At 66.0% G+C, this 16,533-nt stretch carries 14 protein-coding genes; 10 read left to right on the top strand and 4 right to left on the bottom strand.

The genetic code is table 11. From position 1 onward, the window contains the following. Nucleotides 1-54: 54 nt before the first annotated feature. Nucleotides 55-909, bottom strand: coding sequence for a CoA transferase (locus QYM46_RS03440; RefSeq protein WP_169251338.1), 855 nt, complete (start codon nucleotides 907-909; stop codon nucleotides 55-57). A gap of 151 nt (nucleotides 910-1,060) precedes the next feature. Between QYM46_RS03440 and QYM46_RS03435 the strand changes: the two genes are divergently transcribed. The 5 genes from QYM46_RS03435 (at nucleotide 1,061) to QYM46_RS03415 (ending at nucleotide 6,486) form a co-directional block, all read left to right on the top strand. Next, nucleotides 1,061-1,699, top strand: coding sequence for a TetR/AcrR family transcriptional regulator (locus QYM46_RS03435; RefSeq protein ID WP_432790864.1), 639 nt, complete (start codon nucleotides 1,061-1,063; stop codon nucleotides 1,697-1,699). 227 nt (nucleotides 1,700-1,926) lie between these two features. Then, nucleotides 1,927-3,615 carry a sodium:solute symporter gene (locus QYM46_RS03430; protein WP_432790863.1) on the top strand — a complete coding sequence of 563 codons (1,689 nt, stop codon included), beginning with the start codon at nucleotides 1,927-1,929 and terminating at the stop codon, nucleotides 3,613-3,615. A gap of 10 nt (nucleotides 3,616-3,625) precedes the next feature. Beyond that, nucleotides 3,626-4,543, top strand: coding sequence for a dihydrodipicolinate synthase family protein (locus tag QYM46_RS03425; protein WP_432790862.1), 918 nt, complete (start codon nucleotides 3,626-3,628; stop codon nucleotides 4,541-4,543). After that, the gene (locus tag QYM46_RS03420; protein ID WP_432790861.1) at nucleotides 4,540-5,718 is read left to right on the top strand and encodes an ROK family protein; all 1,179 of its coding nucleotides are present in this window, start codon (nucleotides 4,540-4,542) and stop codon (nucleotides 5,716-5,718) included. Before QYM46_RS03425 ends, QYM46_RS03420 begins: the two co-directional genes overlap by 4 nt. 81 nt (nucleotides 5,719-5,799) lie before the next feature. After that, nucleotides 5,800-6,486, top strand: coding sequence for an N-acetylmannosamine-6-phosphate 2-epimerase (locus tag QYM46_RS03415; RefSeq protein ID WP_169251334.1), 687 nt, complete (start codon nucleotides 5,800-5,802; stop codon nucleotides 6,484-6,486). A gap of 88 nt (nucleotides 6,487-6,574) precedes the next feature. On the opposite strand, the gene nagB is transcribed toward QYM46_RS03415, so the two are convergent. Continuing rightward, a complete protein-coding gene (gene nagB / locus QYM46_RS03410; RefSeq protein ID WP_432790860.1) occupies nucleotides 6,575-7,357 on the bottom strand; it encodes a glucosamine-6-phosphate deaminase in 783 nt (260 codons plus the stop codon). A gap of 25 nt (nucleotides 7,358-7,382) precedes the next feature. After that, nucleotides 7,383-8,081, bottom strand: a complete 699-nt coding sequence (locus tag QYM46_RS03405; protein ID WP_432790859.1) for a FadR/GntR family transcriptional regulator — start codon at nucleotides 8,079-8,081, stop codon at nucleotides 7,383-7,385. A 189-nt stretch (nucleotides 8,082-8,270) separates the two neighbouring features. Between QYM46_RS03405 and QYM46_RS03400 the strand changes: the two genes are divergently transcribed. The 3 genes from QYM46_RS03400 to QYM46_RS03390 all read left to right on the top strand — a co-directional run bounded on the left by QYM46_RS03400 (nucleotide 8,271) and on the right by QYM46_RS03390 (nucleotide 10,884). Continuing rightward, nucleotides 8,271-9,512 carry an SPFH domain-containing protein gene (locus tag QYM46_RS03400; protein ID WP_432790858.1) on the top strand — a complete coding sequence of 414 codons (1,242 nt, stop codon included), beginning with the start codon at nucleotides 8,271-8,273 and terminating at the stop codon, nucleotides 9,510-9,512. Between the two features lie 341 nt (nucleotides 9,513-9,853). After that, a complete protein-coding gene (locus QYM46_RS03395; protein ID WP_432790857.1) occupies nucleotides 9,854-10,333 on the top strand; it encodes a MarR family winged helix-turn-helix transcriptional regulator in 480 nt (159 codons plus the stop codon). 128 nt (nucleotides 10,334-10,461) lie between these two features. Then, entirely contained in the window at nucleotides 10,462-10,884 is a 423-nt protein-coding gene (locus tag QYM46_RS03390; protein ID WP_039209212.1) for an organic hydroperoxide resistance protein, read from the top strand. Between the two features lie 244 nt (nucleotides 10,885-11,128). On the opposite strand, the gene QYM46_RS03385 is transcribed toward QYM46_RS03390, so the two are convergent. Next, the gene (locus QYM46_RS03385; protein ID WP_169251330.1) at nucleotides 11,129-12,334 is read right to left on the bottom strand and encodes an NAD(P)-dependent malic enzyme; all 1,206 of its coding nucleotides are present in this window, start codon (nucleotides 12,332-12,334) and stop codon (nucleotides 11,129-11,131) included. Between the two features lie 858 nt (nucleotides 12,335-13,192). Between QYM46_RS03385 and QYM46_RS03380 the strand changes: the two genes are divergently transcribed. Both QYM46_RS03380 and QYM46_RS03375 read left to right on the top strand, forming a co-directional pair. Further along, nucleotides 13,193-15,673 carry an HNH endonuclease signature motif containing protein gene (locus QYM46_RS03380; protein WP_432790856.1) on the top strand — a complete coding sequence of 827 codons (2,481 nt, stop codon included), beginning with the start codon at nucleotides 13,193-13,195 and terminating at the stop codon, nucleotides 15,671-15,673. A 168-nt stretch (nucleotides 15,674-15,841) separates the two neighbouring features. Then, complete coding sequence (locus QYM46_RS03375) at nucleotides 15,842-16,495, top strand: histidine phosphatase family protein (protein WP_432790855.1); 654 nt, start codon at nucleotides 15,842-15,844, stop codon at nucleotides 16,493-16,495. The last annotated feature ends 38 nt before the right edge of the window (nucleotides 16,496-16,533 follow it).

The following is a 16,533-nucleotide window of genomic DNA, read 5'->3' as shown; positions in this document are numbered from 1 at the left end:
GGTGGGGATGCGCGGGTGGGGATTGTGCGTCCGGGTCACCTCGGCGAGGGGCGATCACACGAGGGCGACCGGCTCGATCGGCAGTTCGTGTTCCGCGGCGAAGGCGACCCAGTGCGCCGTCGGCTCGGCTGCGAAGACCCGCTCGAGCTCTTCGTGCTCCGACCCGAGGAGAGACCCCAGCGCCTTCGCGAAGTGCGGTTCGAGACACGCCACGGCAACGTGCCCGTCGGCCGTGGGATAGGTGCGGTAGACCGGCAGACCCCCGCCGAGGTGGCCTCCCGGTGTGCTCATTCCGTGCCGCGCCGGCCCTGCCGCCCATTCGGCCGCCTCATCGAGGACGACCCGCCGGACGACTCCGCCGGTGCGCTGACCGGCGTCCTGACCGGCATCGCGTCGGGCCTCGAGTGCACGCAGCCCCGCCAGGGCCTGGAGTGCGGCGTGCTCCCCGCCGAGGACATCGGCGACGGGCACCGTGGGCATGGTTCCGGGCAGGAGGGTGGAGTGAGCGGCCTGGTAGGTGAGGTCGTGACCGGGGACGTCGGCACGGTCGCCGGCGAATCCGACGATCTCGACGTGGACCAGTCCGTACTCGTCGACGAGTTCCGGCAGGCCGAGCGCCGCTGCCGCGCGCGGGCGCATCGAGGTGAGCAGCAGATCGGCCTCGGCCAGAAGTGCTTTGAGCTGTTCCGCTCCCGCTCCGTCCTTGAGGTCGATGGTGCGGATCTCCTGCCCGGCGGTGAGCTCCTGGTAGTAGTCGGGGTACAGCAGGTTGAGGGGATCGCCGACGGGCGGCTCGACCTTGATCACCCGGGCGCCGATCGAGTGCAGGCGTGCGGCCGCCAATGGTCCGGGAAGATTGACGGCAAGCGAGATCACCGTGATTCCGGCGAGCGGTTGAGGGGCAGTCATTCTTGGGGCCTCCGGTCGAGTCGACTACTCACTTTTGAACAAACATATAGGATGTTGAAAGACCGTTCAATGCCGCGGAGGGAATCCGTCCCGCGAAGCCGGCAGTATGCGCCGACCTGAGACAATGACGGCGGACGACAGAGGTGAGGACATGAGCGTGCCGATGAATGTGGACAACGGAACCAGCAGCGCCGACGCCGGCGGCCCCTCGGGGTCCGACCTCACCAGCCGGGCCCGCATCCGCAATGCGGGGCTCCACCAGTTCGCGACGACCGGCTTCGCCGGCACACCCCTGCGCGCCATCGCCTCCGAAGCCGGAGTGGCCATCGGTCTGATCTCGCATCATTTCGGTTCGAAGGACGGTCTCCGAGAAGCCGTCGAGGGCTGGGTCGTCGACCAATTCGCCGCAGCGATCACCGGTGCCGATTCCGCCGCTGCGAACTCCGTCGCAGATACGGCCGCTCGCGATGCCGCGGTGGCCCGGATGCTCGAGAACAATCCGCTCATCGTCGGCTATCTGCGTCGCGAACTCCTCGAAGACTCCGCCGATCGCACTCTCATCACTCGCCTGGCCCGGCTCTCGCTGCAGAGCGTCGACTCGATGCGCTCGGGCGGCGTCGCCTCCACGGACAGGGATCGCGTCGATCAGGTCGTCACCGTCATGGTCCGCCAGCTGGGCAGACTGTTCCTTCAGCCGCTCGTCGATCAGGTCGTCGACTCATTTCCCACTGATGAGCGCCCGACTGCCAAGCCGGAGCTGACGATCACCGTACGCACACCGCAGGACTGACCGAGCTCAACTGCACCCGCCCTCATCTGACCCAGCTCAGCTGCACCCGCCTCACCTGCGCGGATATCATGCCCTCTGCCCTCCGGGTTGTGCCGTGTCGCACATTCCCGTACATTCACAACATAGGACATCATACGTCTTACGTGTCGGTCCTAAATGTCAGATGGGGCTTCCGCTCGCACTCACGCCCGCGCCGGCCCTCTACATCATCCACGTGAGGAGGGAGCATGGACGCTCCGGGACTCGGCGGCCTCAACTGGGCCGTGATCATCATCTACCTCTTGGCCACTCTCGGCATCGCGGTCTGGTTCACCCGCCGGGCAGGCAGAGGCAAGGACGCCTTCTTCAAGGCCGAAGGGCGGATCCCGGCTTGGGCGGCGGGCTTCTCCATCTACGCGACGACGCTGTCGGCGATCACCTACATGTCCACGCCCGAGCAGGCGTTCCTCGCCGATTGGTCCTATGCGGCCGGCAACATCGCGATCTTCGCGATCGTCCCGCTGCTCGTGATCTTCTACATCCCGTTCTTCCGCAAGCTCGACGTCACCACGGCGTACGAGTACCTCGAGGAGCGCTTCGGCCCGAGCATCCGCGTGCTCGGCTCGGTCCTCTTCGTCCTCTTCCACATCGGCCGCGTCGCCATCGTCATCTATCTGCCGACGCTGGCCATCAGCTCGGTCACCGACATCAACCCGGCCGTCGTCGCCGGAGCCGTCGGCGTGCTCTCGGTCGTCTACACCTTCCTCGGCGGCATCGAGGGCGTCATCTGGTCCGATGTCGTCCAGGGCATCATCCTCCTCGTCGGTGCCGCGGTCATCCTCATCTTCGGCATCATGGCCATCGACGGCGGGCTCGGCACGGTCGCCGCCGACGCTGCGGCCGATGACAAGTTCATCTCCGCCGACAACTGGAAGTTCGGCGGAGCGGCAGCGGCCATCCCGATCGTCTTCCTCGGTTCGGTCTTCAACAACCTGCACCAGTACACGGCCAGCCAGGACGTCGTCCAGCGCTACCAGACCACGGACTCGCCGAAGTCGACGGCGCGTTCGCTCATCGTCAACGGCTTCCTCGCCCTGCTGACGATCCCGCTGTTCTACGGCATCGGCACCGTCCTCTTCAGCTTCTACCGGCACGCGGAGTCGCTGCCGGAGGGCTTCAACACCTCGGCGCTCGTGCCGTACTTCGCGGTCACCGCGCTGCCGGCCGGCATCTCGGGTCTGCTCATCGCCGCGATCTTCGCCGCTGCGCAGTCGACGATCTCGTCGAGCCTCAACTCGATCTCGGCCTGCGTGACCGTCGACATCCGCGACCGCTTCTTCCCGTCGAAGGACGGAGCGCCTCGCACCGGGGTCGGCTTCTCCCGCGCCGTCATCGTCATCGTCGGCGCCCTGTCCGTCGGCGTCGCGCTCTACCTCTCGGCGACCGATCAGGCCCAGACTTGGGACCTGTTCCTGTCGATCACCGGGCTCTTCGGCGTTCCGTTGGCCGGCGTCTTCGCCCTCGGGATCTTCACCAAGCGGGCGAACACCTCGGGCGTGCTGGCAGGTCTCCTGCTCGGTGCCGCACTGGCCTGGATCGTCCAGGACACGGCCGGGCTCTCGCCGTTTGCCGTCTCCACCGTCGCATTCATCGGCGCCATGGTCTTCGGCTACCTCATCTCCCTGCTCACCGGGACGATGCAGCGCGGCCGCAGCGACCACGATGTGCTGCCGCTGACGATCTTCGGCAAGCGCTCGGCCTACACTCGCCGAGTCCCCACCGAACCCGCTCGGGCGGTCGCCGCATCCGCGGCCTCCTCCCGTGCGGTCTCCGCGGCCGCCTCCCCCGCGGTCTCCGCCGACTCAGCCCCGACGATCGGATCGGATCCGACCGAGCCCGGGGCCGCCTCGGCGAGCAATGACAAGAACGACAAGTAAGGACACGACCATGACTGACTTCCACGGCATCATCCCCCCGCTGCTGACCCCGCGCACGGCGCACGGTGAGATCGACCGGGCGGGGCTGGCCGCCCTCGTCGACCACCTCGTGGCCGGCGGAGTGCACGGAATCTTCGTGCTCGGGTCCTCCGGTGAGGTCCCGTACCTGACGAACGCCGAACGTGACCTCGTGCTCGAAACCGCGCTCGAGGCCGCCGCCGGCCGGGTGCCTGTGCTCGTGGGCATCAGCGAGCAGACGACCACCCGGGTTCTCGACGAGGCCGACCGTCTGCTGGCCATCGGCGGTGACGCCGCCGTCGTGACCACGCCGTTCTATGCCCTGTCCGATGCCGCCGAGGTGGAGCGCCACCTGCGCGCCGTCGCCGCCCATATCAGCGTGCCCGTCTTCGCCTACGACGTGCCGGTGCGCACGCATATGAAGATGCCGCTCGACGTCCTCGTCCGCCTCGCCGAGGAGGGTGTGATCGCCGGAGTCAAGGATTCCTCCGGTGATGACGTCGGGTTCCGCCGTCTGCTGCTGGCGACGAAGCACCTGGACGACTTCGCCGTGTTCACCGGCCACGAGGTCGTCACCGACGGTGCGATGCTCGGCGGGGCGGCGGGCATCGTCCCCGGCCTCGGCAATGTCGACCCCGCCGGATACGTGCGCATCTATGATGCGGCGAGGGCCGGCGACTGGCAGGCTGCGGCAGCCGAACAGGACCGTGTGGCAGCCCTGTTCGACATCACCGGGGCAGCCACGCCGGGTCGCGTCTCCGCGGGTGCGGCGGGGCTCGGCGGGTTCAAGACCGCCCTGCAGCTCATGGGCGTCATCGACTCGAACCGGATGGCCGAGCCGATGGAGGCGCTCAACGCCGACGAGGCCGAGCGCGTCCGCCAGATCGTCAGCACCGCAGGACTGCTGTGACCCTGCCCGCCACCGTCGCCGTCGATGTCGGAGGCACGAAGATCCGTGCCGGCTCCGTCATCGACGGCGAACTTGCGCACGTGCGCAGCGTCCCGACGCCTGCGACCGCAGGTGCCCGGGCCGTTCTCGACACCATCGCCGAGGTGGCCGCCGCCGTCATCGCCGAGACGTCGGGTGCGCGTGGCGCCGAGACCGGCGGTCATGGCAGTGCCGCGACTGCCGGTCGTGGCAGTGCCGGATTCGGCGGTCTTGTCGGGGGCGGGGACGGCTCGGGTTCCGACTTCGTGTGGCGGATCGGCATCGGCGCGGCCGGGGTCATCGACCCGTCGAGCGGTCTCGTCGTCTCCGCGACGGAGTCCCTGCCCGGATGGGCCGGAACGGACCTGGTCGCTGAACTCTCCGCGCGCACCGGCCTTCCCGTGCGCGTCGTCAACGATGTGCACGCCCATGCCCTCGGCGAGGCCGCCGCCGGAGCCTCCCGCGGTGCTCGAAGCTGCCTGCTCGTCGCGGCGGGCACCGGAATCGGCGGCGGGTTCATCGCCGACGGGCATCTGCTCACGGGCCGGAATTCCGCAGCCGGTCATATCGGTCATGTGCCCGTCGCAGCTGCGGCCGGTCTGGGCTGCCCGTGCAGCGGCACCGGCCATGTCGAGGCCATTGCTTCGGGTCCGGCTGTTCTCGAAACCTACCGGCGCCTGGCCTCTGGCTCTGCCGAGCGCGTTCCCGGGCCGGCGGAGCCTGCGGCACACGAACATTCCCGCAATCAGGAATCGGCGAATCCGTCCAGCTCCTCCTCGGGGCCAAATTTAGGATCCGATCATGATGCGGCGGCCGCCTCGGCGAACTCAGCATCCGTCCCGGCCAACACCCGAGAATTGGCGGCGGCCGCCTCGGCGGGGGATGCTCTAGCAATCCGCGCCTTCGACATCGGGGCACGTGCCCTCGGATCGGCACTCGGCGGGATCGTCAATGTCCTCTCCCCCGAGGTCGTCGTCATCGGCGGCGGACTCGCCGAGATGGACGGCATCTGGTGGGGACCCCTCCGGGAGGCCTTCGCCGCGGACCTCATCCCCGCCGCCTCCGGAACTCAGCTCGTGAAGGCAGAATTGGGACAGGATGCCGCGCTCATCGGCGCCGCCGGCCTGTGGAACGACGAGCGCGGCGAGAAGCACTGAGACGCTTCCCTCCCGTGACACCGACACACCGACGAACGCGCCGACCGGCAAGAAGAACGGCCAGAAGAAGGAGACTCACTGATGCTGTCGAAGACCGAGATCCTCGAGGCGCTGCAGGGGCGGCTCATCGTCTCCGCGCAGGCCTATCCCGGCGAGCCGATGCGCGATCCGAGAACGATGGCGCAGGTGGCGGCCTCGGCGGTCAGCGGAGGAGCGGCGGCCGTGCGGGTGCAGGGGCTCGGCGACATCCAGGCGACCCGCTCGGCCGTCGAGGTCCCGATCATCGGCCTGTGGAAGGACGGCAAGGACGGGGTCGTCATCACTCCGACCTTCCAGCACGCCTATGCGGTGGCTCTGGCCGGATCCCACATCGTCGCCCTCGACGGGACACGGCGTGAACGACCCGACGGGCTGAGCCTGGCCGAGACGGTCGAACGCCTCCATGAGCAGACGAACGCCCTGGTCATGGCCGATTGCGGCAGCCTTGACGATGCGAAGGCCGCGGTCGAGGCCGGAGCCGACATCATCGGCACGACCCTGGCCGGCTACACAGGCGAACGGGCGAAGACCGAGGGTCCCGATCTCGGACTCATCAGCGCCCTCCGACGTGCGGAACTGCCCGCGCTGCTCGTCGCCGAGGGCCGCATCCACACCCCGCTGCATGCCGCCGCCGCGGTCGAGGCCGGCGCCGACTCCGTGGTCGTGGGCACCGCGATCACGCATCCGACGACGATCACCTCTTGGTTCACCGAGGCGGTCGAGGGCTGAGTTCGCCGGCAACCGTCCCGGGCTAGGCGCTCCGGCTGCGCGGCCGGAGTACGTGAGCCCGCCACCTACCCGTCCGAGCTGATTTCGCTCAGAGGCTCTGCCATTCCGGTTTGTTCTCGTACGCGTGACGGTAGTAGTCGCCGAGCTGCAGCCGCGACGCCGCCGCATCGTCGAGCATGACCGTGACGTGCGGGTGCATCTGGAGCACGGTCGCCGGCCACATCGCGGAGATCGGTCCCTCGACCATCTGATGCACGGCCTCGGCCTTGTTGCCGCCGGTCGCGACGAGCACGAGGTGTTTGGCCTCCATGATCGTGCCCAGCCCCTGGGTCAGGCACAGCTTCGGCACCTGTTCGACGTCGCCGTCGAAGAACCGCGCATTGTCGAGCCGCGTCTGGTGCGTCAGGGACTTCACTCGCGTCCTTGAGGCCAGGGATGATCCAGGTTCGTTGAACGCGATGTGACCGTCGCTGCCGATCCCGAGGATCTGCAGGTCGATCCCGCCCGCCTCGGCGATCTTGTGTTCATAGTCCGCCGAAGCGGCCGCCAGGTCATCGGCCGATCCCTCGGGACCGTGGACGGCCCCCTCGGCGAAGTCGACGCGCGTGGCGATCTCGGTGTCGATGACGTTGCGATAGCGCTGCGGATGGTCGTCGGCGATGCCGACGTATTCGTCGAGCATGAACGCCTGCGCGTGGGCGAAGGACAGCCCTTCGTTCTTGTGGCGGGTGGTCAGCTCATCGTAGATGCGCAGCGGGCTCGATCCGGTGGCCAGCCCGATGACCGGGGCGGCTTCGGTGCGCAGCAGCCGCTCGATCGCGTCGGCAGCGAGTTCCGCCAGCGTGTATTCGTCGGCGATGACGACTTCCATGTGGTCTCCTTCGTCGTTCAGTCAATCACTTCTGCTCGAGGGCGCGCATGATCGGCTCATAGTGGGCGGTGATCGCGGCGCGGAAAGCCGCGGCATCGCCGGATTCCGCCGCTTCGAGCATGAGGCCGTGGGCCTGCGCTGTCTGCTCGAGGTCGGCGGCCACGGCGACGTTGAGTTTGGGCAGGACGGCCGTGTGCACATCCCAGAACGCTGCGACGAGTTGACCGACGAGCGAGTTTCCGAGTTTCGCAAGCAGTCCCGTGTGGAAGGCGCGATCCTGCTGCGGGAAAGTCTTTCCGGCGGCGGCGAGCGCGGTCATCTCATCGACGAGGGAGTGCAGCTCCGGGTTGGAGGTTCCGCGCAGGGCGTCGACGATCTGCGCGGACATTCCGTGATCCAGGGCCTTGCGCACCTCGACGACATCGCGGAGGGCGTCGAGGTCGTCGCCGGGGCTGAGCACGCCGCGGAAGACGAGGGCTTCGACGAGTGCATCGAGCGTCATATCGCCGACGTACGTGCCGTGGCCGTGGCGGACGTCGACGATGTCGAGGGTCGAGAGTTTGCGGATGGCTTCCCTGACGTTCGACCGCGAGACGCCGAGGCGGGTGCACAGTTCGCCTTCGGTCGGCAGCAGGTCCCCGGGACGCAGACCGTCGGAAAGGATGAGATCCTTGATCCTGTCGGACGTCGTCACTTTCCGTCCGGTCTCTGTCGTCTCCGCCATGATCACCTTCTGCTGGTCGTTCCACGCTGACCCTCCAGTATACGTCTGACATCAGATGTACCGGTGATGAGTTCCCTCCTCGAGACGAGAGCCAGCGCCCTTGTCATATACGCGGCGCTCGATGACTACTAGAGTGATAGGAGTCAGCGGTCGTCGCACGGCCGACAACCACGACCCATTGGAGGAGTCATGAGTGGAGTGGCGGTCACCATCGCCGTTGTCATCATCATCCTCGTCGTCGCCGTCCTGCTGTTCGGGAAGCTGCGCACGAGCGTGTTCTTCACGGTGAAGACGCAGGAGAACGTCATCGTCGAAAGATTCGGCAAGTTCAAGAAGGTCGCGCGGCCGGGACTGAACACGAAGGTGCCGTTCATCGAGACGACGAGCAGGCCGATCTCGCTGCGCGTCCAGCAGCTCGAGGTCAACATCGAGTCGAAGACGAAGGACAATGTCTTCGTCACCGTTCCCGTCGCGGTCCAGTACGTCGTCGAAGAGGACAACGTCGCCGATGCCTATTACCGACTGGCGAATTCGGAGGAGCAGATCCGCTCCTATGTCTTCGACACCGTCCGTTCGGCGCTGTCGGGACTGACGCTCGACACCGCGTTCGAGTCGAAGGACGACATCGCCGAAAACGTCGAGCGCCGACTGTCGGAGTCGATGAAGCGCTACGGCTTCAAGATCGTGAGCACTCTGGTCACGGACATCACCCCTGATCCGCGCGTGCGGGATTCGATGAACTCGATCAACGCCGCGCAGCGTGACAAGGTCGCCGCGCAGTCGCTGGCCGAGGCCGACAAGATCAAGCGCGTGACTCAGGCACAGGCCGAATCGGAGGCGATGCGCCTGCACGGTGAAGGCGTGGCCGCTCAGCGGAAGGCGATCGCCAACGGCATCGCCGAACAGTACGCACTGCTGCAGGAGGTGGGCATCCACAAGACTGCCGAGCAGCTGCTGATGATGACCCAGTACTTCGACACGATGCAGAACGTCGCGCAGGAGGGCCGGTCGAACGTGCTGTTCATGCCGTCGAACCCGGGCGGCCTGGGCGAGATGGGCCAGGAGATCCGCAACGCCCTGTTCGCCGCCAATGCCGCGGACGAAGGCTCGCATCTGCCCGCTCCGCAGGGCCGCGACGACGCGGGCGATGACTCCAGGCGCAGCTCCGGCAGCGGCGCCGACCGTACGAACGTCCCGCCGCAGCCGACGACTCCCCCGGCAGATCGGTCCGGGCAGTATGCCGGCGGACAGGGCCAGGGCGGCTCCGGACAGGGAGCGGGCGGACAGGGCCAACCCGGGCAGGGCCAGCCGGGGCCGGGCCAAGGTCAGCACGGTCAGCAGGGACACACGGATCCGCGCTCCGCGGCCCAGTCGGCCGTTCGCGCCGCCGCCGAGCAGTGGCGCAACCGCCGCGGCGGCAACCAGGGCTGAGCCGGCAACGCTGAGCCGGCCGGCAGTGCTGAACCGGCAGCGCTGGTCCAGCAGAGTTGAGCTGGCAGACACCGCTCAGCGCACACCGCCGAGGGGCGGGTGAAGAGAGATCTTCACCCGCCCCTCAGCCGTATGCGCACCCCCGGAAATCCACTTGGGAACTCCTCCACCGGCGGGGTCCTCCCCATAGGAACTCGCCGCCACCTGGGAACTTCTCTTCCTAGAAACTCGCCGCCTCCTGGGATTTCGACGCCGCCCGCGAACTGACTGACTCCTGGGAACTCGCCGCCTCCCGGAATTATTGGTTGTGCACAATTGAATTGTGTGCAATCATTTTTCCCATGAACATGCTCGATCTCGACCGGCAGCTCTGCTTCGCTCTCTATTCGGCGTCACGAGCGATGACCGCGTCGTACAAAGATCTGCTTGCCGAACTCGGCATCACTTATCCGCAGTATCTGGTGATGCTCGTGCTGTGGGAAGAGGGTTCCGACGACGATGGTGTGACGGTCAAGCACCTCGGCGAGCGCCTGCAGCTCGATTCGGGCACGCTCTCCCCTCTGCTGTCACGACTCGAATCGCTCGGCTTCGTCACCCGCCATCGTTCCGCCGAGGATTCGCGCAGAGTTCTCGTCCGCGCCACCGCCGAGGGCGCGGCGGCCAAAGCACGCGCCGAATGCGTTCCCGCCCGGATCGGTGAGCGCACGAATCTCGACCCAGCGTCGATGCCCGAGCTGCTGAAGACCCTGCGCACGCTGACGAGGAACCTGCGCGCGGAACCGGCGCCCGTCGAGTCCCCCGACCCCCTGCCGCACCATTGAACTCACACCGCACCGCTGACCCCGCACTGCACCGCTGACCCCACATTTCACCACCGACCCCACTGATCACCGCCGATCCCACTGATCACCACTGATCCGACAATGCACCACCAACGGAAGGAAACATCATGAAGGCTCTCTACACAGCAGAAGCACTGGCCACAGGCGAAGGCCGCGACGGCCACGGACGCACGAGCGACGGAAAGGTCGATGTCGATCTCGCGACTCCGACCGAGATGGGCGGCAGCGGCAACGGCACGAATCCCGAACAGCTCTTCGCCGTCGGCTACGCGGCCTGCTATCACTCAGCGCTGCGCCTCGTGGCCGGTCAGGCCAAGGCGAACGTCGACGATTCCACGGTCGGCTCACGCGTCAGCATCGGCAAGGACAATGAGGGCGGGTTCCAGCTCGCCGTCGAACTCGAGGTCACTCTCCCGCACCTCGACAAGGCCGAGGCCCAGGCGCTGGCCGACAAGGCCCACAAGGTGTGCCCGTACTCCAACGCCACCCGCGGCAACATCGACGTCACCATCACCGTCACCGACGACTGAGCGGCAACGCGGCTGTCAGGAGTCGGCGGCAGCCCTCCGGCGGCTGACCGGCTCCGGCGCGCCGGCGCGGGCCAGAACCTCCGGCCGCAACAACAGCTGAGGGGCGGGTGAAGATCTCTCTTCACCCGCCCCTCAGTGCCGTTCTGATCCAGCAGCCGACCCGCAGACCCTGCCCCACCCAAACCTCAGCTGACATCAGCGGATACCAGCTGACACATGCGAACCTCAGCGCGACGCTATGACCTCAGCGCTCGGCCATCGCCTCGAGCGCGGACTTCTCGACCGCCTCGGCGACGGCCGGGGCAACACGGGAATCGAGCGCGCCGGGCACGATGTAGCCGGGCTCGAGGTCATCGCCGACGAGATCGGCGATCGCACGGGCGGCGACGAGCTTCATATCGTCGGTGATCTCGGACGCATCGGCGTCGAGCGCACCGCGGAAGATTCCAGGGAACGCGAGGACGTTGTTGATCTGGTTCGGGAAGTCGCTGCGCCCGGTAGCCACCACGGTGGCGTACTTGGCGGCGACGTCGGGGGCCACCTCGGGGTTGGGGTTCGACAGAGCGAAGATGATCGCGTTGTCGGCCATGTTGGCCAGGTGCGCCTCGTCGATGGTGCCGCCGGAGACGCCGATGAAGGCATCGGCACCGTCGAGGGCCTCGCCGATCCCACCGGCGATTCCGCGCGGATTCGTCGACTCGGCGAGGAACTGCTTGGTCTCGGTCAGATCGGAGCGGCCGGCCTCGACGACGCCCTTGGAATCGAGGACGACGATGTCCTTCACGCCTGCGTCGGCAAGGATCTTCACCACGGCCACACCGGCAGCTCCGGCACCGGAGACGACGACGCGGACGGAATCGAAGGACTTCTTCACCACGCGCAGTGCGTTGGTCAGTGCGGCAAGGACGACGACGGCGGTGCCGTGCTGGTCATCGTGCATGACGGGAATGTCGAGGGCTTCTTTGACCCGGTCCTCGATCTCGAAGCAGCGCGGGGCGGAGATGTCCTCGAGGTTGATCGCTCCGAAAGTCGGGGCCATGCGGACGATGGTTTCGACGATCTCGTCCGTGTCATTGGTGTCGAGTACGATCGGAATCGCATTCAGCCCGGAGAAGGACTTGAACAGGGCGCACTTGCCCTCCATCACCGGCAGCGAGGCGGCCGGACCGATGTCACCGAGGCCGAGCACAGCCGACCCGTCAGAGATGACCGCGACGAGCCGGCCGGTCCACGTGTGCGTGCGCGCCAGCTGCGGTTCGTCCTTGATCGCGGTACAGACCTTGGCCACGCCGGGGGTGTACGCGATCGAGAGGTCGCGCTGGGTCTGGAGCGGTGAGGTGAGCTCGGCGGAGAGCTTGCCGCCTTCGTGTGCCTCGAAGATCTCGGCGTCGGTGATCGGGCCCTGCGAGCCCTGGTCGGAGGCGGCTGAGTTGTGAGCGGTGGTCGTCATGGTTGATCCTCATGGTTGATGCGGCGGCGGTCCGTGAGCGTGAGGAGCTCGCGCGCACTCGGCTGGGCGAGCACTCTGCTCGATGATCGGATCATCGGTGCAGCCGACAGTGATCGTCTGTCCACCGGTCGGCGCGGACACGGTCAGCCGTGAGCACCGGCGATGGTCTGAGCGAAGAACTGGTCACCAGTGAAGGATGGTGCGGTGACGTCGACGCGGCCCGCGACGTGGCCCTAGGTGAAGGGCTACGCGGTTGCGCGCAGTGCGGATACGGCTCGCATGTGGCGAGTACCGACCTCATGGGTCGCATCCGGCAACCCGATCATCATAACCGATGCTGTGACCCGTTACACCCGAAAATCCCGCCCTCACCGAGGCTGTCCCGCCGTTTCGGTGGCACGTTCTCCAGACCTTTGGACCACGCGGGAGGGCTGTGGCCTTCGGCCTCACCGAGGCGGCGCGTCCTTGACGCGCCGACCCATTTCGAAATTGCGACGGGTCAGCGCCGAGGAGGCACGCCCCGATGGCCGACTCATTCTGCAGCCGCGACGGGTCAGTACCGAGGAGGCGTATTCTCCCCGGAAATCGCAGCAGACCTTCCCCGCAATCCCCACCCAGGAACCGCACTCATCCAGAAACCGCGCCTGACCTGCATGGATGAAATCCAACACTCTCATGTCAGTGCCGGATGCAACGATGATGAGGTAATCAGAACCTCTTAGATCTCTCACCGAGAAATATTCGAATCCTTTCTTTGTTTTCTATTGTGACTGTCCGTTTGAACGCTTATCATAGAATTAACAGCTTTTCGATTCAGCACCACTCCCGACAACGAAGTCCGAGGCAGGTGAAAACGCAATGAAGGGCACCACCAACCGTTCGACCCCGGGTCGGGCCGAAGAGCCGGGCGCAGCACAGACTTCGCCGTCACCGCGATTCGCCGTCCGCTTCGAATCCAGCATGTCTCGCTTCGCCGAGAATGCCGTCGCTTCCGATCGTGCGCATTTCTCGCTCCTCGAGTCGGTCTCTTCGGTCGTACTCGAACAGGTGTTCATCGAGTTCGAACTCCCCATGCCCGAGGGGTCCGAGCCTTTCCGCTGCGAGACGATTGCTGCAACCTTCGAGCGTCGAGCCGAAGAGTCCGAACAGACCACCGGCTTCGGCTCGGCGGATACGTTCGAGATCGCACCCACGGACGCACCGTCGTCGACCGATGCGCTTTCCTCCGCAGCAGTAGTGCCTTATGATGCCGACTTCGCCAGCGCGCAGGTGGAAAAGGCGGCTGAGTCCGAGAAGAAGGTCCTGCCTGAATTCCCCGAGCTCGATGAAGGCATCTGCTTCTCGAAATGGGTCTATGACTATGTCGACGCGGAGGACCTCGTTGAGATCTCGACGGTGCTGGGGACCAATACTGCACGCACCTACCGTCAGCTGACCGGCGCGATGACGATCTTCTATGGTCTTCCCCGCTTCGCCGACCGGGTCCGCGCCGGAGAGTTCACCCAAGCCCATGTCGACGTGGTTGCCCGCCAGTGTGCCGACGTCGCGTTCGCCTTCCTTCCGAAACTCGATATCTTCCTGGCGGCCCGGCGCGCCGATATCACCTGCGAGACTCTGCGCCGTGATCTGGCCAAAATGATCGCCCTGCTCATTCCGCCCGTCGACAATACCGAGCTCGCCACCAAGCGTCGTCGCATCGATGTCGACGGCTACAAGGACGGCTCAGCTTGCCTGACCGTCAGCGGACCCTCGGCGGAGATCTTCGCCTGCTACAACCGGATCCAAGGCATGGCTCTTGCCGTGCATGGCAAGAACAAGTCGGCATTCAACTTACCCGTGGGCGTTGAGATCAGCGATGACCGCTCCATCTCCCAGCTCGAGTACGATCTGTTCATCCGGCCTGTCCCGGAGCTCAAGGTCAAGGTCGTGTCGGTCGATCCGATCACGGGAATCCAAACAGCCAAAGACACATCGCTGCTCGACGCCGACGGCGAGCTCATTCCGGATATGAACTCCGACGACGCCGTCGCCGACTTTGCGAAGCATGTTGCTTCGGGCTCAGCCGGCGACGCAATGGAGACGTCCGACGGAAGTTCAGCCGGCGGCGCCGGGGAGTCGTCCGACGCTTGCTCTTCTGACGACCGGTCCGTCGGTTCGGCGTTCGCCCCGGACAGCGAGGACGCTGACGGACCCGTTGAGTATTTCGTCAAGCTGCGTATGCCCACCAATGCGTGGTGGCTGTCGCATCAGGCCGCCACCGTGGTGACCGTTCCCTTCCTCACCCTCACCGAAGATTCGGACCTGCCCGGCACCTTTGCCGATGGCTCGCCTGTACCCGCCGAGGTGGCCCGCACTATCGCCGGCCGCTCGAAGAGCATCCAACGGATCCTCACCGACCCCGGCACCGGCACTCCCCTCGACGCCAAAGCGACGACTTACCAAGTCCCCAGGGATCTTCGGAAGACCCTTGTCGAGCAGTGGACGGTGTGCACCGTTCCCGGCTGCTCGCGTCGGGCCGAGAAGTCGGAGATCGACCACGTCGTTCCGTTCTTCCACCTGAATCCGCTCAAGGGCGGTCTCACCCGGTTCGGAAACCTGCATCCTCTGTGCAAAAAGCACCATGCATTGAAGACCGCCGGCCGCCTTCGGGTCACTATGCCCAAATCCGGTGAGCTCGACTACGAGTTCAAGCACGGGATCACGACTACTGTGTCGGCGCCCGGCCAGCCGATCAATGTGGCCCAAGCGCTCGAATTCGATGCATTGGGACGACTGGGTCTCAAACGGTGGAAACTGCCCTGGTCGATGGTCCCGCCAGCGCCAAGGGTGCTCGAACTCATGCCCGGTGAGTCGACGATCCGCCAGCGCGACGAAGAGAAGCGCCGGCGCGACGAGGAGAGGCGTCAGCGAGAGGAACGCGAAGCCCGACAGCGACGTCTTTCGGAGGCGTATCGGGAGCAGCAGGCAGAAATCAGGCGACTGCGGCTTGAACGCTGCCTCGATTGGGAGAACTCTGTCTTCCAGCCGTGCCTCCCCGCCGGCACAGACCCAGCTGCAATGAAGCAGCTGACTGGGAACGCCAAGTATGCAAAAGCAGTCAAATGGGCGCGTCTCGCGGGCCTCGCCATCGACGACATCACCGTCGACCCGAACGGGCTCGACAAACCCAGCGCTCGTACCAGCACGGGCTCGAGCATCAGCGACTCGGAGGTCAAGACGCAGTCTGAGGACGCTTCCGGCTCCAAGGACGCTGGAGCCGACGATCCCTGGGACCACCGTTTCGTCTCCAAGACGGTGAACTGGGAACACGACCTCGAAGTCGATCCCCCACCATTCTGATGACGCGCCGCGGAGCCTCTGACGTCACTGCAGGTGGGGCCGCTGCAGTTCAAGCGGATGGAAGGCACCCAACCGTCCGGGCACGTAGACTCATGACAATTGAACGATCGCTCAGAGGCAGGTGGAGATCGGACACGTTTCCGCCGACACCTGGAGAAAGAGGAATAGATGAGTGTGCTCTATCTGGTCCGGCACGGACAGGCTTCGTTCGGCACCGATGACTATGATCGACTGTCCGACCTCGGCAAGGAGCAGAGCCGCATCACCGGTCGCTTCCTCGCCTCACAAGGACTCGAACCCGATCGCATCATCCTCGGTGAGATGCTGCGACAGCGCCAGACCGCCGAAGGCCTCCTCGCAGGACTCGGCCGCGAAATGGACGCCCACGTCGACGATGGCTGGAACGAATATGCCGCATGGGAGCTCACCGGCGTGCTCGAAGATCTCGACCCCCGCGCTCAGCACGATTCGAAGATCTTCCAAGGAGAACTCGAACGCGGTGCCGCCCGGTGGGCCTCGGGTGAGCACAACGCGGACTACACGGAGACCTACAACCAGTTCACGTCACGCGTCGATCGAGCCCTCGATGATGCGGTCGCAGCCATGGAGTCGGGACAGTCGACGATCGTCGTCTCAAGCGCCGGCGCCATCGCGTGGACCGCGGCCCGTCTGATCGGCGGCGGCTTCGATCAGTGGATGGCCTTCAACCGAGTGACCATCAACACCGGCATCACGAAGATCATCACCGGCCGAGGCGGAACCAGCCTCATCTCGTTCAACGACCACGGCCACCAGGACCCGAAGAACGCCACCTACCGCTGAGGCGGCGAAAGCCGACCTCGCGAGTCACCCCGCCGAAG

Origin of the sequence: Brevibacterium sp. K11IcPPYGO002, from assembly GCF_050920635.1 — a bacterium.
Lineage (GTDB): Bacteria > Actinomycetota > Actinomycetes > Actinomycetales > Brevibacteriaceae > Brevibacterium.
The sequence above is the reverse complement of the archived record's forward strand: the minus strand, read 5'-3'. Positions and strand labels throughout refer to the sequence as shown.

Bases quoted from the DNA above. Each gene is read 5' to 3' on its own strand.
- QYM46_RS03390 (WP_039209212.1), top strand. From the start codon at position 10,462: ATGAAGGCTCTCTACACAGCAGAAGCACTGGCCACAGGCGAAGGCCGC.
- QYM46_RS03400 (WP_432790858.1), top strand. From the start codon at position 8,271: ATGAGTGGAGTGGCGGTCACCATCGCCGTTGTCATCATCATCCTCGTC.
- QYM46_RS03375 (WP_432790855.1), top strand. From the start codon at position 15,842: ATGAGTGTGCTCTATCTGGTCCGGCACGGACAGGCTTCGTTCGGCACC.
- QYM46_RS03395 (WP_432790857.1), top strand. From the start codon at position 9,854: ATGAACATGCTCGATCTCGACCGGCAGCTCTGCTTCGCTCTCTATTCG.
- QYM46_RS03425 (WP_432790862.1), top strand. From the start codon at position 3,626: ATGACTGACTTCCACGGCATCATCCCCCCGCTGCTGACCCCGCGCACG.
- QYM46_RS03380 (WP_432790856.1), top strand. From the start codon at position 13,193: ATGAAGGGCACCACCAACCGTTCGACCCCGGGTCGGGCCGAAGAGCCG.
- QYM46_RS03405 (WP_432790859.1), bottom strand. From the start codon at position 8,081: ATGGCGGAGACGACAGAGACCGGACGGAAAGTGACGACGTCCGACAGG.
- QYM46_RS03440 (WP_169251338.1), bottom strand. From the start codon at position 909: ATGACTGCCCCTCAACCGCTCGCCGGAATCACGGTGATCTCGCTTGCC.
- nagB (WP_432790860.1), bottom strand. From the start codon at position 7,357: ATGGAAGTCGTCATCGCCGACGAATACACGCTGGCGGAACTCGCTGCC.
- QYM46_RS03415 (WP_169251334.1), top strand. From the start codon at position 5,800: ATGCTGTCGAAGACCGAGATCCTCGAGGCGCTGCAGGGGCGGCTCATC.
- QYM46_RS03385 (WP_169251330.1), bottom strand. From the start codon at position 12,334: ATGACGACCACCGCTCACAACTCAGCCGCCTCCGACCAGGGCTCGCAG.
- QYM46_RS03435 (WP_432790864.1), top strand. From the start codon at position 1,061: ATGAGCGTGCCGATGAATGTGGACAACGGAACCAGCAGCGCCGACGCC.
- QYM46_RS03430 (WP_432790863.1), top strand. From the start codon at position 1,927: ATGGACGCTCCGGGACTCGGCGGCCTCAACTGGGCCGTGATCATCATC.